Annotated in this window: 16 protein-coding genes; 6 read left to right on the top strand and 10 right to left on the bottom strand. The window is 66.3% G+C overall.

Annotated features, from left to right (window positions below; genetic code table 11):
• The first annotated feature begins 11 nt into the window (after window positions 1-11).
• The 5 genes from AB4Z27_RS17605 to AB4Z27_RS17625 all read left to right on the top strand — a co-directional run bounded on the left by AB4Z27_RS17605 (window position 12) and on the right by AB4Z27_RS17625 (window position 5,484).
• Window positions 12-1,589 (top strand): glycosyltransferase family 2 protein, encoded by a 1,578-nt coding sequence (locus tag AB4Z27_RS17605; protein ID WP_092293994.1) that lies wholly within the window; start codon window positions 12-14, stop codon window positions 1,587-1,589.
• Window positions 1,590-1,591: 2 nt separating this feature from the next.
• Window positions 1,592-2,689: a hypothetical protein gene (locus AB4Z27_RS17610; RefSeq protein WP_441591240.1), complete on the top strand. Its 1,098-nt coding sequence runs from the start codon at window positions 1,592-1,594 to the stop codon at window positions 2,687-2,689.
• Complete coding sequence (locus AB4Z27_RS17615; RefSeq protein ID WP_441644913.1) at window positions 2,686-3,690, top strand: hypothetical protein; 1,005 nt, start codon at window positions 2,686-2,688, stop codon at window positions 3,688-3,690. Before AB4Z27_RS17610 ends, AB4Z27_RS17615 begins: the two co-directional genes overlap by 4 nt.
• Window positions 3,691-3,841: 151 nt before the next feature.
• Entirely contained in the window at window positions 3,842-4,681 is an 840-nt protein-coding gene (locus AB4Z27_RS17620; RefSeq protein ID WP_092293990.1) for a YaiO family outer membrane beta-barrel protein, read from the top strand.
• A 2-nt stretch (window positions 4,682-4,683) separates the two neighbouring features.
• A complete protein-coding gene (locus tag AB4Z27_RS17625; RefSeq protein WP_092293988.1) occupies window positions 4,684-5,484 on the top strand; it encodes a hypothetical protein in 801 nt (266 codons plus the stop codon).
• A gap of 73 nt (window positions 5,485-5,557) precedes the next feature.
• Here the strand turns inward: AB4Z27_RS17625 and AB4Z27_RS17630 are convergent, their stop codons facing one another.
• The 6 genes from AB4Z27_RS17630 to AB4Z27_RS17655 form a co-directional block, all read right to left on the bottom strand.
• Complete coding sequence (locus AB4Z27_RS17630; RefSeq protein WP_441591241.1) at window positions 5,558-6,802, bottom strand: hypothetical protein; 1,245 nt, start codon at window positions 6,800-6,802, stop codon at window positions 5,558-5,560.
• Window positions 6,803-7,124: 322 nt separating this feature from the next.
• Complete coding sequence (locus tag AB4Z27_RS17635; protein WP_092293984.1) at window positions 7,125-8,204, bottom strand: CobW family GTP-binding protein; 1,080 nt, start codon at window positions 8,202-8,204, stop codon at window positions 7,125-7,127.
• Window positions 8,201-8,827 carry a UbiX family flavin prenyltransferase gene (locus AB4Z27_RS17640; protein ID WP_092293982.1) on the bottom strand — a complete coding sequence of 209 codons (627 nt, stop codon included), beginning with the start codon at window positions 8,825-8,827 and terminating at the stop codon, window positions 8,201-8,203. Before AB4Z27_RS17640 ends, AB4Z27_RS17635 begins: the two co-directional genes overlap by 4 nt.
• Window positions 8,824-11,106, bottom strand: coding sequence for a xanthine dehydrogenase family protein molybdopterin-binding subunit (locus AB4Z27_RS17645; RefSeq protein WP_441644914.1), 2,283 nt, complete (start codon window positions 11,104-11,106; stop codon window positions 8,824-8,826). Before AB4Z27_RS17645 ends, AB4Z27_RS17640 begins: the two co-directional genes overlap by 4 nt.
• Window positions 11,103-11,594 (bottom strand): (2Fe-2S)-binding protein, encoded by a 492-nt coding sequence (locus AB4Z27_RS17650; protein ID WP_092293978.1) that lies wholly within the window; start codon window positions 11,592-11,594, stop codon window positions 11,103-11,105. The genes AB4Z27_RS17645 and AB4Z27_RS17650 overlap by 4 nt, the downstream gene beginning before the upstream one ends.
• Entirely contained in the window at window positions 11,594-12,463 is an 870-nt protein-coding gene (locus tag AB4Z27_RS17655; protein WP_441644915.1) for an FAD binding domain-containing protein, read from the bottom strand. Before AB4Z27_RS17655 ends, AB4Z27_RS17650 begins: the two co-directional genes overlap by 1 nt.
• Window positions 12,464-12,607: 144 nt before the next feature.
• Between AB4Z27_RS17655 and AB4Z27_RS17660 the strand changes: the two genes are divergently transcribed.
• Entirely contained in the window at window positions 12,608-13,525 is a 918-nt protein-coding gene (locus AB4Z27_RS17660) for a LysR family transcriptional regulator (RefSeq protein WP_092293974.1), read from the top strand.
• A gap of 15 nt (window positions 13,526-13,540) precedes the next feature.
• On the opposite strand, the gene AB4Z27_RS17665 is transcribed toward AB4Z27_RS17660, so the two are convergent.
• The 4 genes from AB4Z27_RS17665 to AB4Z27_RS17680 all read right to left on the bottom strand — a co-directional run bounded on the left by AB4Z27_RS17665 (window position 13,541) and on the right by AB4Z27_RS17680 (window position 18,557).
• Window positions 13,541-14,932 carry a nucleobase:cation symporter-2 family protein gene (locus AB4Z27_RS17665; RefSeq protein WP_441644916.1) on the bottom strand — a complete coding sequence of 464 codons (1,392 nt, stop codon included), beginning with the start codon at window positions 14,930-14,932 and terminating at the stop codon, window positions 13,541-13,543.
• A gap of 236 nt (window positions 14,933-15,168) precedes the next feature.
• Complete coding sequence (locus AB4Z27_RS17670) at window positions 15,169-16,590, bottom strand: UbiD family decarboxylase (RefSeq protein WP_441644917.1); 1,422 nt, start codon at window positions 16,588-16,590, stop codon at window positions 15,169-15,171.
• A gap of 129 nt (window positions 16,591-16,719) precedes the next feature.
• A complete protein-coding gene (locus AB4Z27_RS17675) occupies window positions 16,720-17,634 on the bottom strand; it encodes an amidohydrolase family protein (protein WP_092293969.1) in 915 nt (304 codons plus the stop codon).
• 20 nt (window positions 17,635-17,654) lie between these two features.
• Window positions 17,655-18,557 carry an amidohydrolase family protein gene (locus tag AB4Z27_RS17680; protein ID WP_441644918.1) on the bottom strand — a complete coding sequence of 301 codons (903 nt, stop codon included), beginning with the start codon at window positions 18,555-18,557 and terminating at the stop codon, window positions 17,655-17,657.
• Window positions 18,558-18,561: the final 4 nt, after the last annotated feature.

Genomic DNA, 18,561 nt, shown 5'->3' on the forward strand with positions numbered 1-18,561 from the left:
GGGCATTGAGCATGCGCCTGGTGTATCGCCTGTTTCTCTCGATGAACGCACTGCTGGTCTTCAGCATGTCCGCGCCCGAGACGAAGGCCACGGAAGCACCCGTGAGGGGCGAATCGTTCGCCCGCGGGTCCGTCCCTCCGAAAACCGCCACCAGGCCGTCGCCAGGAACCGTGACGCTCGCTGCTGCCGGACCCGGTGCCGGCGCGATGGAAGTTGCGATGCCGATGCTGGACACGCTGGAAAGCGATGGCGCGCCTGAGCCAGCGCTGCGCCCCCGCCCCCGCTCCAACGTCGCGGCGCTGAAGCCGCCCCTGCGCGAGGAAACCCGGGCGATCGCGCGGCCCATGACGGTCGTGCTGATGCTGATCGTGGGGTTGGTGCTCTTCTATGCCGTTCGTCACTACCTGTTCACGCTGAACCGGCTGTTCGGGGAGCAGCGCCACCCGTACCTGGACATCGACATCGCGGACTGGCCCACGCTGACCGTGCTGGTCGCGGCACATAACGAGGAGGCGGTGATCGCCGGGTCGCTGAAGTGCCTGCTGCACGCGGACTATCCCGTCGACCGGCTCACCATCATGCCCGTCAATGACCGCTCCAGCGACCGCACGCGCGAAATCATCGACGACTTCGTCCGGCAATACCCGGGCCGTGTCACGCCGTTCCACCGCACGAGTGGCAAGCCCGGCAAGGCCGCCGCCCTGAAGGATGCCAGCGAGGCCGTCGCCAGCGACATCATCATCGTGTTCGATGCGGACTACCTGCCGCCGGTAAATCTGCTCAAGCAACTGGTGGCCCCGTTCTTCGATCCCGAGGTTGGCGCAACCATGGGCCGCGTGGTGCCGCTGAACCTGGGCAGCAACCTGCTGACGCGGTTGCTGGACCTGGAACGCTCTGGCGGCTACCAGGTGGACCAGCAGGCGCGCATGAACCTGAGCCTGGTGCCGCAGTATGGCGGTACCGTCGGCGGCGTCAGGATGCGGGCACTGCGCAGCGTGGGCGGCTGGCACGACGATGTGCTGGCCGAAGACACGGACGTGACCTACCGGCTGCTGCTGGCCAACTGGAAGACGGTCTACCAGAACTGGTCGGAATGCTATGAGGAGGTGCCAGAGACCTGGCCGGTGCGCATACGACAGATCATGCGCTGGACCAAGGGCCACAATCAGGCGTTGTTTCGACACGGGCTGAAGATGGCCACCTGCCGGCACCACGGTCTGTTCGAAAAGATCGACGGCGTGGCGTTGCTCGGCATCTACATGATGGCGCCGCTGATGCTGCTCGGCTGGCTGATGGCCATCCTGCTGTTCTATGCCGGCGGTCTTTCGCTGTTCGGTGAAGCCGTGATCCTGTTCGCGCTGATGTCGTATGGGACGCTCGGGAATTTTGCGGCGTTCTTCGAGATCGCGGCTGCCGTCTACCTGGACGGCACACGTGAACGCATCCGCCTGCTGCCACTGAACTACTTCGGCTTCCTGGTCAGCATGCTGGCCGTGTCGCGCGCCATCTTCAGCCAGGTGGTCTTCGACTACCTGCTGCGCCGCGAAATGCGGTGGGACAAGACGGCGCGCTACCGGCAGAGGAGCTGACCATGTGGCCCCTGCTGCTCGGCACGCTCACCATGCTGGTCTTTGCGCTGCCGCTGTTGCCGTCCGTGATCGAGTGGCGGCGCCGCCGCGATACCCACCCGCTGGCCATCGATGGCGAACATACGCTGGACGTCGCGGCGGTGGCGGCGGGATTCCGCGCGCTCGCCGCGCGGCATGGCGATGGCAACGGCCTGCACGCCGTGGCACACCCACTCGACGACCTGGGCCCCGTAGTCCATGTCACTGGCAAGTTCATGCCGAAGGCGGCGGAGGCATTCGATGGCGTGTGCGAGCGCGCCATCGTAACCGGCGGATCGCTGGTGCTTCCGGATCTCCACACGTTTTCCCGGCCTATCTACGGCCGCCGCAGTATTTCCACGGGCCGGCGCAATCGCACGCAGGTACTGCTGTCCGAAGGCGAGATCCTGATGCGCAGCGGCAGCGAGCTGCAGCGCTGGGCGCATGCGCGCAGTATCCACGTGGAGGCGAAGGGGCGCTTGCTCGGGCCAGCTTCGGCGCTGTACGGCATCCGCCTGGAAGACGAATGCGAGTTCACCTCGGTCAGCGCCGCGGTGATCTGGTTCGGCCCACGCCACGCTGGCGTGCCATTCGACATGGATGCCGCCGCACCGGCCGGGGGAGACTGGGCCCATGCCGTCATCGTGCCGCCCGAAGCCAGGGAYGGCCGCTGGCTGGTCACGCATGATCTGACATTTCCCGCCAGCACCTTGTATCGCGGCGACCTTGTCGTGCATGGCGACTTGTGGATCGGCACCGGGGCGCGCATCATTGGCAGCGTCAAGGCAAGCGGTGGCATCTGGCTGGGTACGCGGGTGCGCATCGACGGGGCCCTGATTGCCGCGGGCGCCATCTCGGTGGCGCGCGAATGCGTCATCGCCGGACCCGTGGCCGCCGAGCGCGAGATCGATGTCGGCGCGCGCTGTACGATCGGCACAGCGGACAAATGCACCACCCTGGTGGCGCCGGTGCTTCGCGTGTGCGCCGGAACAGTGGTTTATGGCGCGGCATGCGCCCCGGAGGGAGGAAGGGTCTTGTCGGATGGCCATGCGGCCACTCCACCATGCCCCGGCATACCATGAAGACATTGCTCACGCTGCTCCTCCTGATTGCTACCAGCCTCACCGCGCCGGCGCGCGCCGCCGAGCTGGTGATGGCCGACTACCAGCGGCCCGACGGGGCGATCACGACCTATTTCAACGGGGACTCGATCGATCCGTACTTTGCGTCGAAGGCACTGCTGGCGGCGCAGGACGCCGGCATGACCACGCGAACCGCGGCCATCCGCTGGATCGGCTGGCTGCTTGCGCGCCAGCACGCGGACGGACGCTTCGACCGTTACTGCGTGAAAGGCCAGCGCTTCGTCTCGTGCCAGGAGGCTGACGCCGACGACGCGTTGATGGCGGTCTGGATGGAATTGCTGGTACGCGCGGCGCCGCCCAAGGGCATGCCGCCGGCGTGGCAGGCCAGTTTCGACAAGGCGAGCCGGCACCTGGACACCCTGCGCGCCCCGGCTTCCGGCGTCTACCTGATCTCGGCCAAGCTTCCGGTGGCCCTGCTGATGGACAACGTGGAAGTGTCGAGTGCCTTCAAGGCTGTCGGCGACTATCACCGGCGCCGCGGCGATGCCGCAGGCGCCGCCGGCTGGATGCGCAAGGCCGAACAGCTCGACAAGGACATCCTGCGGGTGTTCTGGCGCCCCAACCTGGGCTACCTCGTCAGCACCCAGCCACGCACCGAGTCGGAGTTCTACCCGGACGCCGTGGCGCAGATCTTCCCCATCCTGGCCGATATCCGGCCCGCCAGCCGGCCCCATGCGGCGGCCTACGCGTTGTGGATGAAGGAGAACCGCATGGTCTGGCTGCAGATGTCCGAGGCCGACTTTCCGTGGGGACTGGTGGCCCTGGTGGCCGACAAGATGGGAGACAAGGAAGCGATTGCGTGCTGGCGCATGCGCTCCATCCAGTTCCGGCATGGCACGCACTGGAATGTCCTGGAGGAGGCGCTGTACCTGGCATTCGCGTCACGCCTCACTGCGGAACAGGTGGTGGCACCGCCTCCGGCTGGCATGCGGTGTCGCTGATTTGCATCACCCGCGACCATAACCTGCCCTTCGGGCCAGTTCGCATCGACCGCCCATGGCGAAGCGGTGTATGGTGCATCGGCAGCTTGCGGGCCGGAGGCTCCTGGCAGGGCCTTCCGTGCGACATCGATTCACGATCGAGAGGATACGCATGGCAAAGCACTCCGATACCAGAACCAACGGCACCCGTGCCTTGCCCCTGCTGGGCATGCTGGCACTGCTCGCCGCCACCGATGTCCGCGCCCAGGCGGAAGCCACGCCGCCAAGAACGTTCGCGCCGCTGCTCACCGGTTTCATCGAAGGCGGCCTCGGCCACGCCAACCTCTCCGGCGACAATGCCAACTGGAACGACCAGTACGTGCGAGGCGGGGTCAATTTCACCCCGAAGGACTACGTCACTGGCGAAATCAGCCACCAGAGCCATTTTGGCGATCAGGGCACGTTCTTCGGCCTGGGCTACACGCGCACCTTCGACGAGAACTGGTATGGCTTCATCAGCGCCGGCACCAGCGCGGGCGGCTTCTTCCTGCCCGAGTTCCGGGCCGATGGGTTGCTGTTCCGCAAACTGCTCGAGAAGAAGAACCTGGTGGCGAGCGTTGGCTTTACCTACTACCGCGCCAAGGATGTCTATACCGACAAGACCCTGCTGCTTGGCCTGACCTATTACTTCGACGCGCCCTGGATCCTCCAGTTGGGCGCACGGCTGAACCGCAGCGACCCGGGCAATGTCCGCTCCAATCGCGGCATTGTCGCCATTGCCTACGGCCGCGACAAGGATCAGTTCATCACATTGAAGTACGACGGCGGCAGCGAAGCCTACCAACTGACCGGCGAGCAGGCCCTGCTGAGCGACTTCAAGAGCCATGAGGTCTCGCTGACCTGGCGTAAATGGATCACCAAGCGCTATGGCATCAACCTGCGCGCCATCTACTACGACAACCCGTCCTATACGCGCAAGCAGGCGGAAATCGGGGTCTTCGCGGAGTTCTAGCCATGACGCACCCTCACGGACATACTGCCGCCACCCGCGACCAGAGCGACGCGCTTGGCCTGACCACCCTGTGCCTGGCCAGGCATCGCTCTCTGGACCACCTGACGTTATCCCTTCCCACCATCGCGGGAATCATGCTCGTACCGGCGGGGTTCAACCTGGCCGAGTGGATGCTGCGCGACGATATCAGCTGGCTGTGGGCGGGCGTGCTGCGCTTCTGGATCGACAAGCTCGGCATCGATGGTGTCGTCCTCGAACAGTTGACCCGGGTGGCATGGTTCGACTTCAACCTGCCTTACACCACTGTCGTTGCACCGGCGCCGGACACGGTGACATGGGGCATGACGCTGATCGCGACGCTCGCGGTCTGCCTGATGGCCTTTCGGATACGGGACCTGTATCTGCCGTTGCGATACTTCCTGCTGTTCGCGGTGTTCATCCAGGGCACGGCGCTCCTGTTCTTCGCGGTGGCGCCGCATAGCTTTCCGTATACGGCCAGCCGCTATGTGGACAACGGCCTGAAGACCTGCGCCAGCTTGCTGTTCCTGTTGCCATGGGGACATGCGCTTGTCTATTACATCTTCGACTTCTCCTGGCCGAAGAAGATATTCCTGACGTTGCTCACGCTGGTGTTCATTATCATCGCGGTGCCGATGCAGCTGACGTTGCACGTTTACCTGATGGTGTCCTGTTCATTGTTGTTGATGCCGCTGCTGTCGTTTGTGTTCGGTCCCACGATGCTGGTGTTCGGATGTATTGCGTTGTATGGGTGGGCGATGAGTTGGGAGAGGGTCGAACGGTAGCGCGTAGTGCGTTGTGGAAGCGGGCATCAGCCCGCCCCTTTAGCGCTGCGTCGGCCCTCGACGGCGCAGGAAGTTAGCCTGTCTCTTTGACGCCCGCATCGAGAATGCGCTTGTAGAAGCCAATCTCGTTGATGATCGCCTTTCCGCTATTGGCTCGCAGCAGTGCCATCTGCTGCTGCGCGCGCGCCGTRTCGCCTCGTTTCGCCGCGACGTAGCCCAAGAGCATCCACGGATAGCCTGCGCTCGGATCGATCTGGGTGGACCAGGTCGGCGCGTGCGCACTCAGGTAGGCGTAGCCATTGTCATATCGGCGCTGTGTGGACACCGCATCGGCGGACAAGGGGACTTCATAGAGCTGCGGAAACACCTGCGTGACCGTACCGGGATAGAAATTTGGATTGGGCGTGTTCTCGGCATCCGCGACATAAAAGATCGAGCCATCGGATCGGCCCTGAATTCCCGCGGCAACCGATGCGGCAACCCGGTTGTAGTAACTTGCATCCGCATCGCCCAGCGCTTTGAGTGCGTTGGAAAAATCGACCAGCCCCCGATAATTTTCCGTATTGTCTTCCGTGTAGGCGATGCTTGACGGCGTAAAGCTGGCGCAATAGGTCGGATGGGTCGGCGGCGCGTAGTCTTGCCGGAAGACCGAGATCAGGCCGTTCGGCTTTTGCGGGGCAGCCAGATTCGCATACGCGATGGACTTGAGAGCTGGCAGGTTGCGCCGAAACCATTCGATGTCGCCAGTGACTCTCATGTACTCGGATGCCAGCGACAGGAATGTCGACGCATACGAATCGTTGGAGTCGGCGGGACACTGGATCGGGGAATTCAGATCGCCACCAAACTTGACGTCGTTGATGGTGTAGTTCGCAGGGCTGACGTTCCGGATATACAAGTCCATGTAAGTCCGAACTTCATTGGGACGGTCCTTGATGAAGGCGAACAGGCCGATATTCGCAAAATACCAATTGAGCCAGTTGCTGCCAACGCCAACCTGATAGGCGCCGGCAAAGGGGCCCGTGGTAATTTTCAAGGCATCCAGATTGGCGAGGATATCGAAGCCCGAATTCACCTGCGCGACCTGACGGGTGGGGGCCGCGGCAGTCGATTCTGCAGGGTCACCATCGCCGCCACAACCGGCTACGGTCAGCACAAGAGCGGTCAACAGAACCGTTCCCTTGGTGGGAAGGTCATGCAAAGGGTGTAGAGATTTCACTTCCATACTTGGATTGCTTGATTGATGTAAATCGGGGTTCGCCGAGCGCACGATGGGTGTGCGTGCATAGGGATGCTGCCCCAAGGCGTCAAACGCCAAGGGAGCGCTTCGCTGTTGCCAACTGTTACAAGCGGAGAAAAGCGCGGGGGCAGTCGAGGTCACCCTGCGCTAAACAGCACAGGAGAATGGTTGATCACTTGCCTAAGAAAACACCTTGGATCGAGCGCGCAAAGCGACGCTTACCACGCGTGCATTGCTCGTCGCCAGGCTGAAAAGGCAGCGCAGGATATTACCGCAGGGCACCCATCGACGATGGCGCCTGATGCCCCCAAAAAAACGGTGCAGGCGGCGTAAGCCGCGCTGCACCGGCAAACACCCGACTGTCCGGCAGACGGGTCCCAGAGCGATATCAAACTACCAATCAGGCCGCCAGCTGCGCGGGCTGACAGACGCGCAGCAGCGTCTGGAGCCGTGCGCGGTCGAGGTTGCGGCCGATGAAGACGAACTTGCTCTCGCGTGGGCGCGCGTCCCACGGGTCGGCCGGATGGAAGTCCATCAGCCGGTGCACGGCTTGCAGCACGTGGCGGCGGTCGTCGTCCTGCACGGCGACGATGCCCTTCATGCGGAAGACATCGTCGCCCTGCGCGGCCAGCAGGGCCTTGAGCGCGTGTTCCAGGCGCTGGCGGTCGAACGGGGTGTCGAACAGCAGCGAGACGGACGTCACCGACGGATCATGGCGATGGGCGTGGGCGTCGTCGTCAGCGTGGCCGTGCTCGCAGGTCTCGTCGCACACATGATCGTGATCGTGGTCATGGTCGTGCCCCGCGTGCAGGTCGTCCGCCGGCAGCGTGGCCACGCCGGGCGTGAAGCCCCCGATGCCGAGGATGCGCGACAGATCCACCTGGGCGTGGTTCGAGCGCAGGATCTGYGCGCCCTCGTTCAGGTGATGGAGTCGCGCCGCCAGTGCGTCGAGCCGTTCGGCGCTAACCAGATCGGACTTGTTCAGGATGAGGCGGTCCGCCGCCACGATCTGGTCGACCGCCTGGTTGTCGAAGCCGGACAGCTGTGGGTCATCCAGGTGCGACTCGATGTGCACCGCGTCCACCAGCGTCAGGATGCCGTCGAGCGTCACCTGCTTCGCCACGTCGTTGTCCATGAAGAAGGTTGCCGCCACCGGCGTGGGGTCGGCCAGCCCGCTGGTTTCCACGAGGATATGGTCGAAGCGCTCCGGCTGGGCCAGCAGCTTCTGGAGAATCCGCACGAGGTCGGTCCGCACGTCCACCACGCAGCAGATGCAGCCGTTGGTCATCTGGTAGATCTCCTCGTCGGAGGTCATCACCAGGTCCGAATCGACATCCACCTCCCCGAACTCGTTCTCGATCACCGCGATGCGGTGGCCGTGCTTCTGCGTGAGGATGTGGTTGAGCAGCGTGGTCTTGCCGGCGCCGAGAAAGCCGGTAAGGATGGTCACGGGCACGGGCGTGGCTTGCGGGAAGGTCATGATGTCTCCTGGGTGGGAAAGTCGGAATGCACGGCGGCGAGCGTGGCGCGCATGCCGCGCCAGCGCGAGACCAGCCCCGCGTGCTCCACGCCGAACAGRTCCAGCACACGGCCCACGGTATGGCCGACGATGTCGTCCACGCTCTGCGGATGGGCGTAGAACGCCGGCACGGGCGGCATGACGATGGCGCCCATCTCGGTCACCGTGGTCATGTTGCGCAGGTGGACGAGGTGCAGCGGCGTCTCGCGCGCCAGCAGCACCAGCCGGCGGCGCTCCTTGAGCATCACGTCCGCCGCGCGGGTGACGAGGTTGTCCGCCACACCGGTGGCGATGGCGGCCAGCGTGCGCATCGAGCAGGGCGCCACCACCATGCCGTCGCAGCGGAATGAGCCGCTCGCCACGGTCGCGCCGATATCGCGCACGTTGTGCACCACATCCGCCAGYCGCTCCACCTCGGGCCGCTGCATGCCGAGTTCGTGATGGATCGTCAGCAGCCCGGACGGCGAGCAGACCAGATGCGTCTCCCAGCCCTCCGCCGTGCCAAGCGCCTGGAGCAGCCGCACGCCGTAGGCCGCGCCGCTGGCCCCGGTGATGGCCACGACGAGCCGGCGCGGGGCGCTCATGGCCGGGCCTCCCCAGCTTTGGCAGCCAGGGCTTGCAGCACCTGCTCGGGCCGGATCGGRTAGTGGCGGAAGCGCACCCCGATGGCGTCGTACACCGCGTTGGCGATGGCCGGGCCGATGGCGACGATCGGGTCCTCGCCCACTCCCTTGGCACCGAACGGCCCGCCCGGGTCCGGCGCGGCTTCCAGCAGGATCGTGTGGATCGGCGGCATGTCCATCGCCAGCGGCATCTTGTAGTCCACGAAGTTGGCATTGAGCGAGCGCCCGGTCTGCATGTCGATCTGGTAGTCCTCGTACAGCGTATGGCCGATGCCCTGCTGGATGCCGCCCTCGATCTGGCCCGCCGCCGCCACTGGGTGGATGACCTTGCCGATGTCGTGAACGGGCACCACCTGCGCCACGGTGATGAAGCCGGTCTCGGTATCGACCTCCACTTCCACGAAATGCGCGGCGAACGAGTACGACTTGGTCGGGTGATAGGTAGCGGTGCCGACGAACTGCGCAGCGGGCAGGCCCTTGCGCGGCATGACCGCCTCGCGCACGGTCAGCGTGGGGCCGGGGCTGTCGCGTACGGCAATCACGCCGTTGGCGATGTCGAGCTGCTCCGGCGTGGTCTCCATCTGTGCGGCAGCACGGGCCAACAACTGCGTCTTGATCTCGCCAGCGGCCATCTGCGCCGCGCGCCCGACCATATAGGTGGTGTGGCTGGCGAAGGCGCCGATGTCCCACGGCACCACGTCCGTATCGCCATGGACCACGCTCACGCAATCGAAGGGGATGCACAACTCCTCCGCCACGATCTGCGCCAGCGCAGTGTGCGCGCCGGTGCCGAGCCCGGCGGCGCCGGTCAGCAGCACCACGGTGCCATCCTCGTTCATCTTGATGATGGCGTTGCCCTGCTCCTTGATGCCGGGGTAGGCGCTGCTGCCGTGCATCTCGCAGCCCACGCCCCAGCCGCGYCGGATCACGCCCTGCTGCTGGCGCGTCTCCGCGCGCCGCTGCGCCCAGCCGGTGGCCTCGATGCCYTTGCGGATGCAGGCTTCCAGCCCGTGGCCGATCAGCGGATGGTTGGACGGTGCGATATCGCCCTCGCGCACCGCGTTGCGCAGCTTCAGTTCCGCAGGGTCCAGGCCGAGGTGGGCGGCGGCCTCATCCATCTGGATATCGAGCGCGTAGTAGGTCTGCACCACGCCGTAGCCCCGGAACGCGCCGGCGATGGGGCTGTTGGTGTAGACGCACCGCCCCTCCAGTCGCACGTTCTCGCAGCGGTAGAGCGAGACCATCGCCGCGGTGCCGACGTTGGTCACGCCGGGCCCGTGCGAGCCATAGGCGCCCGAGTTGAACACCACCTTGGCCTCGCGCGCGGTGATCGTGCCGTCGTTGCGGAAGCCCTGGCGCAGCCAGACCCGCGCCGGGTGGCGCGTCCGGCCGCCGAGGAAGGTCTCCTCGCGYGTGTATTCCATGCGCACCGGGCGGCGCGTCTCGCGCGCCAGCAGCGCGCACAGGAATTCGCTCTGGAACAGGTCCTGCTTGGCGCCGAAGCCGCCGCCCATGTGATCCACCAGCACGCGCACCTTGTGCAGCGGCAGGCCCAGCACCTCGGCCATGATCCCGCGCACCATGAAGGCGGTCTGCGTGGAGATCCACACGGTCAGGTTGCCGTTGCCGTCCCATTTGCAAGTCAGCACGTTCGGTTCCATGTAGGCCGGGGTGGGGCGGCCGCCCTCGTAGACGCCTTCGAGGATGAAGTCGGCCGTGGCGAAACCCTTGTCCACATCGCCACGCTCGATCCGCACCGGTGGCAGCACGAGGTTGCCGCCAGGCTCGCGGTCGTGGATCAGCGGTGCGCCGGGCGCGGCGGCATCGTCCACGGTGAACACGGCGGGCAGCGGCTCGTACTCGACCTCGATCAGCTCGACGGCGCGCGCAGCAATCTCCTCGCTGATGGCGGCCACGACGGCCACGCCTTCGCCCCAGTAGCGCACCTTGTCGTCGAGGATGTACTGGTCGCAGGTGACCGAGGCCGAGCGCGGGTGCGGCGAGCCGGCATGCAGCACGCGCGGCACGTTCTCGTGCGTCAGCACGGCCTTCACGCCGGGCAGCGCCAGCGCGGCCGAGGCGTCGATGCGGCGGATGCGCGCATGGGCGATGTTGCTGCGCTTCATCTTGGCGTGGAGCAGGCCGGCGAGCGGCATATCGGCGACGTACTTCGCGTTGCCGGTGACCTTGTCGAGCAGGTCCGTGCGCTTGACGCTGTGTCCGATCACGGCGTGGGTCATCGCGTGGCCTCCGGTGCRTGGCGCAGGGCYTCGGCSGTCTGYTCGATGGCCTCGATGATCTTGGTGTAGCCGGTGCAGCGGCAGATGTTGCCGGCGATGGCGAAGCGGATYTCCTCGCGCGTGGGCTGGGGGTTCTCCTCCAGCAGCGCCTTGGCCATGACCACGAAGCCCGGYGTGCAGAAGCCGCACTGGGCCGCGCCGCAGCGCATGAACTGGTCCTGCACCGGGTGCACGGTGTCGGGGTCGGGCTGGATGCCCTCGATCGTGACCAGCGTGCAGCCGTGCGCCTCGGGCGCCAGCACCAGGCAGGCGTTGGTCGGCTTGCCGTCCATCAGGACCGTGCAGGAGCCGCATTCGCCCACGTCGCAGCCCTTCTTGGTGCCGGTGAGACCGGCGTCATAACGCAGGGCGTCGAGCAGCGTGCTGTGCGGCTCCACCGCGAGTTCGCGGGGCTCGCCGTTGATGGTGAGTGCGATGAGTTGGCGCATCAGTGGGTCTCCGTTTCCTGMAGGGCCAGTTCGATGGCACGGCGCGTCAGTACGCCCACCATCTCGCGGCGGTAATCGGCGCTGGCGCGCACGTCGCTGATCGGGCGGGCGTCTTCCATGGCCGCGTGCGCGGCCTGGAGGACCAGCCCGGCCGAGACGGGGCGGCCGCGCAGCATGGCTTCGGCGTGGACGGCGCGGATCGGCGTGGGGCCCACCGCCGCCAGCACGATGCCGACGTCGAGGCACTGCCCGCGCTCCACCGTGATCGACACCGCCACGCCCACCGTGGCCAGCTCCATCTGCACGCGCCGACCATGCTTGAGGTAGGCCTTGCCGGTGTGGGGCCGGGGCGCCGGCACGGTCAGGCGCGAGACCAGTTCGTCGGCGGCCAGCGCGGTCTTGCCGGCGCCGGTGACAAAGGATTCCACCGGCATCGAGCGCGAGCCGGACAGGCCGTAGAGGTGCACCTGCGCACGGTCGGCAATCAGCGGCGCGAGCGTGTCGGCCGATGGCGACGCGCGGCAGACATTGCCCACCACCGTGGCGCGGTTGCGCACCTGGATCGAGGCGAAGTCGGTCACGGCGCGGGCCAGGCTGGYGTAGTGGCGCCGGGCGATGTCCGAGGTCTCGACCTCCCGCGTGGTGACCAGCGCACCGATGCGCAGGCCCTCGACGGCATCGAACGTCAGCACGTCCATCCCCGGGATCTTCTTGATGTTGATGACCTGCGCGGGCTGGCGGTGCGACTCCTTGATCTGCACGAGCAGGTCGGTGCCGCCCGCCAGCACGCTGGCGCGCCCGCCGCAGCGGTGCAGCAGCGCGGACGCTTCGGCAAGCGTGGCAGGTTCGAGATATTCAAACGCTCTCATCGTGGCTCCTGTGGGGCGGCGTGTCGGTGAAACCATGATGGTTGGCGCACGATCATCGGTAAATACCCATAACCGGATTTATTGATCGTGTTACGCTCTGAATCGACCACCACACCACGCTTCAACAGAAAGCACGGGGGAGACATGGCCAACCTCAGCAACATGAACGTTTCGCTGCGGCAACTGCGCGCCTTTATCGCCGTTGCCGAGGAACTGCATTTCACGCGCGCGGCGGAGAAGCTCAACCTCTCGCAGTCGTCAGTCAGCGCCCTGATCCACGAACTGGAAGGCAACCTCGGCCTCAAGCTGTTCGACCGCCACACGCGGCTCATGCAGATCACCCAGGCCGGCGCCGAATTGCTGCCGATGGTCAAGAAGGCCGTGGCCGACATCGACAGCGTGCTGGAAAACTCCAACGAACTGCGCTCGCTGGGCCGGGGGCGGGTGTCGATTGCGGCGTCGTCGATCCAGGCGGCGCTGATGCTGCCGCGCTTTATCCGCGAGTTCTGCGTTGGGCATCCGGGCGTGAAGGTGGAGTTGCACGATGTGTCCGAGCACGAGGTGCCGCGCATGGTCAGCTCGGGCGAGGTCGATTTCGGTATCGGCACGATTCCGGAGGGCCAGCCGGACCTCACCGCGCACCGTCTCTCGTCGGATGCCTTCGTGATCGTGATGCCGCCGCATCACCCGCTGGCGCGGCGCCGGGAACTGACCTGGGAGGATGTGGCGAAGCTCCCGGTGATCGGCCCGCACCGAGGCAACCCGATCCGCGATTGCCTCGATGCGGCACTGGCGGCGCGCGGGATCACGCTGTCCCGCGTGCACGARGTCTTCCTGCCGCTGACGATGGTCGGCATGGTCGATGCGGGGCTCGGCATCGCCGTGATGAGCACTGCGGTGACGCGCCTGACGTCAGCGCTGGGGCTGGTCACGGTGGCGCCGCGCGACCCGGCCATCCACCGTGACATCTCCCTGCTGGTGCATGCGGACCGCTCGCTTTCGCCGCCCGCCCAGTCCTTCCGCGACCTGCTGATGAAGCACAAGAAGGAACTGGGCGAGTAGGGCGCGTAAGTCCGATCAGGCGATCTTCTTCGCCATCATCTCCGGCGCCCCGGCRATCCCCCGGGCGTTGAACAGCAGGTTCAGCAGCACCGCGCAGAGCGTGCCGAGCAGGATGCCGTTYTGGCAGAACTTGGCCACCAGTTCCGGCAGCTGCACGAAGAACTTGTCCGCCACCAGCGGGATCATCCCCATGGCGATGCTGACCGCCACGATATAGGCGTTCTTCTTGTTCTCGACAAAATCCACATGGCCGAGGATGCGCACGCCGGTGGCCGCCACCATGCCGAACATCACCAGCGCCGCCCCGCCCAGCACGTACTGCGGGATCGACGCCGCGAAGAACGCCAGCTTCGGCAGGCAGCCCAGCACGATCAGCATGCCGCCCGCCGTGGCGCACACCCAGCGGCTACGCACGCCGGTCACCTGCACCAGCCCCACGTTCTGGGCGTAGGAGGTATAGGTGAAGGTGTTGAACACCGCCCCGACCAGCGCGCCCACGCCATCGGCGCGCAGCCCCCGTGCCAGGTCGTCCGGCGTGACGGGCCGCTCCACGATCTCCCCGAGCGCCAGGAACTGCCCCACGCCCTCGATCATGATCACCACCATCACCACGCACAGCGTGACCGAGGTCATGGCGTCGAAAGTCGGCCAGCCGAAGTGGAACGGCGTGATCAGCTCCACCCMGTGCGCCGTGTGCACGCCCGCGAAGCTGACCTTGCCCATCGACAGCGCGATGACAAAGCCCACCGTGATGCCAATCAGCACCGCGATATTGCACAGGAAGCCCTTGAAGAAGGCGATCATGACCAGTACGGTCAGCAGCACCGCCGCCGCGATGCCGAGGTTGGCGGGCAGGCCGTAGGCCGGGTTCGGCACCGGGCCGGTCGGGCTGGCAATCGTCGGGTTGCCGCCCGCTGCCCAGTTGATGCCCACCCGCATCAGCGAGATGCCGATGATAAGCACCACGGTGCCGGTGACCACGGGCGGGAACCAGCGGATCAGCCGGCTGACGTAGGGCGCTGCCACGTAGGTGAACACGCCGGCCACCATCACCGCGCCGAATACGGCGGGCAGGCCGAGCGCGGGGTTGGAGCCGGTGGCGATGATCGGCGCGATGGCGGTGAAAGTGACGCCCATCATCACCGGCAGGCGGATGCCGATCTTCCAGATGCCGATGCTCTGGATCATCGTCACCAGCCCGCAGCAGAACAGGTCGGCGGCAATCAGGAAGGCAATCTGGTCCTTGGGCAGCTTCAGCGCGCCGCCGATGATCAGCGGCACGGCAATGGCGCCCGCGTACATCACGAGCACGTGTTGCAGCCCGAGCGCGGCCAGGCGCAGSGGGGGCAGGACTTCATCGACCGGATGCACGGGCGGTTTCCCGTGGGGGGCGTGGTGGGGGGTCATGCTGTCTCCTTGGTCTTCCAGGCCGGTCGCCGCATGATGGGTCGGAAGGGAGTCGCTGTAGCCGCCCCCCGTGGTCTGTGCCACGTCTTCCGCCACCTGCGTTGTCGTTATCGGGGCAGCATGCCAGCCACCGGTCAGTGGGTAAACAGGCGCCACGGATGAATCGATCGGCAAAGCCGATCAATCTGCCCCTACGGCGCGCAATCTAGGGGCTGGTGGGGGGGTACGGCGGCGGGTCAGTGTTTTCCCGTATCGAGCCGCGCCAGCAGTGCCGTGGCGCGAGCCATGGCGGCGGGGTCGATGCGGGCACGGATGCCGTCGAAGGCCGGGCCGCGCGTGGCGTCCAGCCCCATGCGCGAGGTGGTGCCCACGCCGGACGCCGAGGGGTCGAGCGCGCTGCCGGGCAGGCCGTCCACCACCACTACATCCAGATGCGGCTGCAGGTGCGTGGCGATGGCCCACAGCACCTCCTCGTCGCGCGTGATGTCGACATCCTCGTCGACGGCCACCACGGTCTTCAGGTACGGGTCCCAGCCGAGCAGGCCGAGCATGACCTGCCGCGCCTCGCCGGGGCGCGACTGGCGCAGCGCCACGTAGGCGTGGAAGTGCGTGCCGGAACTCGGGTAGTGCACCGCCGTGACACCGGGAAAGCGCTCGCGCAGCTTCTCCACCATCTCCGACTCGCGCGGAATGCGTCCGAGGTTCAGGTGCTCGGCCGAATTGCCGCCGACCACATCGRCCAGCCAGGCATCGCGGCGGCGCATCACCGTCTCCACGTGCAGCAGGTTGTTGGTGGAGCGATCGGACGAATAGCCGGTGAACTCGCCGAACGGCCCTTCCTCGACGCGCGCCGACGGGTCGATCACCCCCTCCAGCACGATCTCGGCATGCGCGGGCACGGCGATGCCATAACGCGGCGTCCGTACCACCTCAAGCGGCGCACCGAACAGCCCGCCGGCCACGTGGCGCTCGTCCACGCCATAGGGCAGGCGCGCCGCACCGGCCAGCATGAACAGCGGATGGGCGCCGACCACCATCGCCACCGGCAGCGGCCTGCCAGCCTCCGTGGCGCGCTGGAGCATGCGCCACAGGTGCCCGCGCGAATGCAGGCTGGTGGCGATCTCCGTGGGCGAGTGCAGCATCGACCGGTGATAGCTGGCGTTGCCGATGCCGGTMTCGGGGTCTTCGGCAATCAGGATGGCATTGGTGATGTACGGACCCCGGTCCGTGGCGAAGTGCCGGATCGCGGGAATCGTCGACAGATCGACCTGCTCCTGCACGATGTCCGTCACCGCGCCGCTCGGCAGCACGCGYGGCGGCTGCATGCGGCGGCTGCGCGCCTGGTACTCGGCATGGATGCCGGCCGGCGAGACCCCGCCGAGCATGCGCCCCACGCGCTCGCGCGAGGCGAACAGGTTGGTGACCAGCGGCGTGGCGAGGCCCGCCACGTTCTCGAACACGATGGCCGGATGGCGGTTCTGCGCGGCCAGTGCCCAGACCAGCGCGGTCGGGTCCTGGTCGGCGGCCACGGGCTCGCGCACGGTCAGGACGTCGTCGGGATACGCCGCGCGGTACGCGGCCAGGAAGGTGTGGAAGTCYTGSGAKGTGTYATCGAACCCCGCCGAAGATGGCGAGGATGATGTCGTTGAGGCAGTCATGGCATGGCTCCGCTTGGGTACAGGCTGGTACAACCATCGGGAGTCCGTTGCCGCGCGCGGGCGGGGCCGGGGAGGGCGGCCCGCGCGTGACCAGACGGATGTCAGGATCGAGCGAGGGTCAGGGCGACGTCAGCGCGTGCTGGCGTAAGTGTCCTTGAGCCGCGCCTGTGCTTCCTCCTGGGTCTTGGGCGGCGCGGTCGGCTCGATGCCGACCAGCCGGGCGATGTTGTTGCCCATGTAGCCCTCCAGCCCGTCCTCGTCCAGGTCCATGCCCTGCGGGGCGGGCCCGCACAGCATTTCCAGCTCGCGCAGCCACATGCCGGGCTCGTTGGGCGGCGTATCCGTGCCGAACACGATCTTGTTGCGCGGCAGCTGCCGGGCGAACTCGACAATGCGCGACTGGAAGCACCAGCCGGACTCGCAATACACGTTCGGCGTGTCCATCGCCATCCAGAACGCCTCGAACGAGTAGTTGCCGCCGGTCTGGATGCCGAAGTGCCCGATGATGAAATTGACCATGGGGAACTCGCGGATCACCGGGTAGAACATCGTCGGAATCGTGTACGGGCCATCGCCGGTATGGATCAGCACCACGATGTTGTACTTGGCGCAGACCTTCATCGCCGGGCGCAGCCAGTCCAGCGCGCGGTCCGGCCGGTAGCCGTGCATGTTGGCGTGCAGCTTCAGCATCTTGAAGCCGTATTCCTTGATGTGGAACTCCAGCTCCTGCGCGCCTTCCTCCGGGCCCCAGCGCGGGTTGAAGGTGAAGTTGCCGATGAAGCGGTCCGGGTACTTCTGGCACAGGCTGGCCACGTAGGCCATGTAGTCGCGGATGCCTTCGCGGCCGCGGCGGTTGCCGTCGCGGTAGCCGGTGTTGCCCGGCGGCGGCTGGATAAAGCCCATGTCGATGCGGCGCGGCTTGCCGTTGATCATGTAGGGGCCGTCCATCATCTTGAGCAGGCGCTCGCCGGTGAAGGGCTCGCCGGTGTGGCGCCAGGCTTCGTCGACGAGGTTGGTCGGGTGCAGGTGGGTATCGATAATCATGTGTGGCTCCGGGTGCGGAATCAGGCGGCCAGGCGGGCGCGGGCTTCCTCGAGCGTGCGCGGCACGGGCGTGGGTTCCAGGCCGATCATGCGGGCGACGTTGTTGCCGAGGTAGTCCTCGAGCGTGTCCTCGTCCAGGTTCAGGCCCTGCGGCGGCTCGAAGCAGAGCACCTCCAGCAGGCGCAGCCACATGCCGGGCTCGTTGGGCGGGGTATCGGAGCCGAAMAGGATCTTGTGCTTCGGCAGCACCTTGGCGAACTCGACGATGCGCGACTGCAGGCACCAGCCGGACTCGCAATACACGTTCGGCATGTCCATGGCCATCTGGAACGGCTCGAAGCAGTACACCCCGCCGGTCTGCACGCCAAAGTGGGCCATGATGAAGTTCACGGTCGGGAACTCCTTCATCATCGGCACCCACTCGGTGGGAATGCTGTACGGGCCGTCGCCGGTGTGCAGCTTGACCAGCACGCCCAGCTCGGCGCACTTCTGCAGCGCCGGGCGCAGCCAGTCCAGCGCGCGGTCGGGCCGGTAGGCGTGCATGTTGGCCTGGAACTGGACCATCTTGAAGCCGAGCCGCTTCACGTAGTGCTCCATCGCGTTCACGCCGTTCTCCACGCCGCAGCGCGGGTTGTAGACGTAGCAGCCGATGAAGCGCTCCGGGTACTTCTCCACCATCTCGCGCGTGTAGCCCATGTACATGTCGATGGACTCCGCGCCGCTGCGCTCGCCGTCGGTGTACGTGTAGATGGTGTTGCCCTGGGGCGGCTGGATGAAGGCCTTGTCGATGCGGCGCGGCTTGCCGTTGATGGTGAACGGACCGTCCATCATGCGGATCAGGCGTTCGCCCGTAAACGGGTCGCCGTCATGCCGCCAGGCCAGGTCGACCAGGTGCGTCGGATAGCAACTGGTGTCGATGATCATTGAG

The sequence above is a fragment of the Cupriavidus sp. KB_39 genome, assembly GCF_052114485.1.
Taxonomy (GTDB): domain Bacteria; phylum Pseudomonadota; class Gammaproteobacteria; order Burkholderiales; family Burkholderiaceae; genus Cupriavidus.

Bases quoted from the DNA above. Each gene is read 5' to 3' on its own strand.
- AB4Z27_RS17605 (WP_092293994.1), top strand. From the start codon at position 12: ATGCGCCTGGTGTATCGCCTGTTTCTCTCGATGAACGCACTGCTGGTC.
- AB4Z27_RS17675 (WP_092293969.1), bottom strand. From the start codon at position 17,634: ATGATTATCGATACCCACCTGCACCCGACCAACCTCGTCGACGAAGCC.
- AB4Z27_RS17615 (WP_441644913.1), top strand. From the start codon at position 2,686: ATGAAGACATTGCTCACGCTGCTCCTCCTGATTGCTACCAGCCTCACC.
- AB4Z27_RS17620 (WP_092293990.1), top strand. From the start codon at position 3,842: ATGGCAAAGCACTCCGATACCAGAACCAACGGCACCCGTGCCTTGCCC.
- AB4Z27_RS17625 (WP_092293988.1), top strand. From the start codon at position 4,684: ATGACGCACCCTCACGGACATACTGCCGCCACCCGCGACCAGAGCGAC.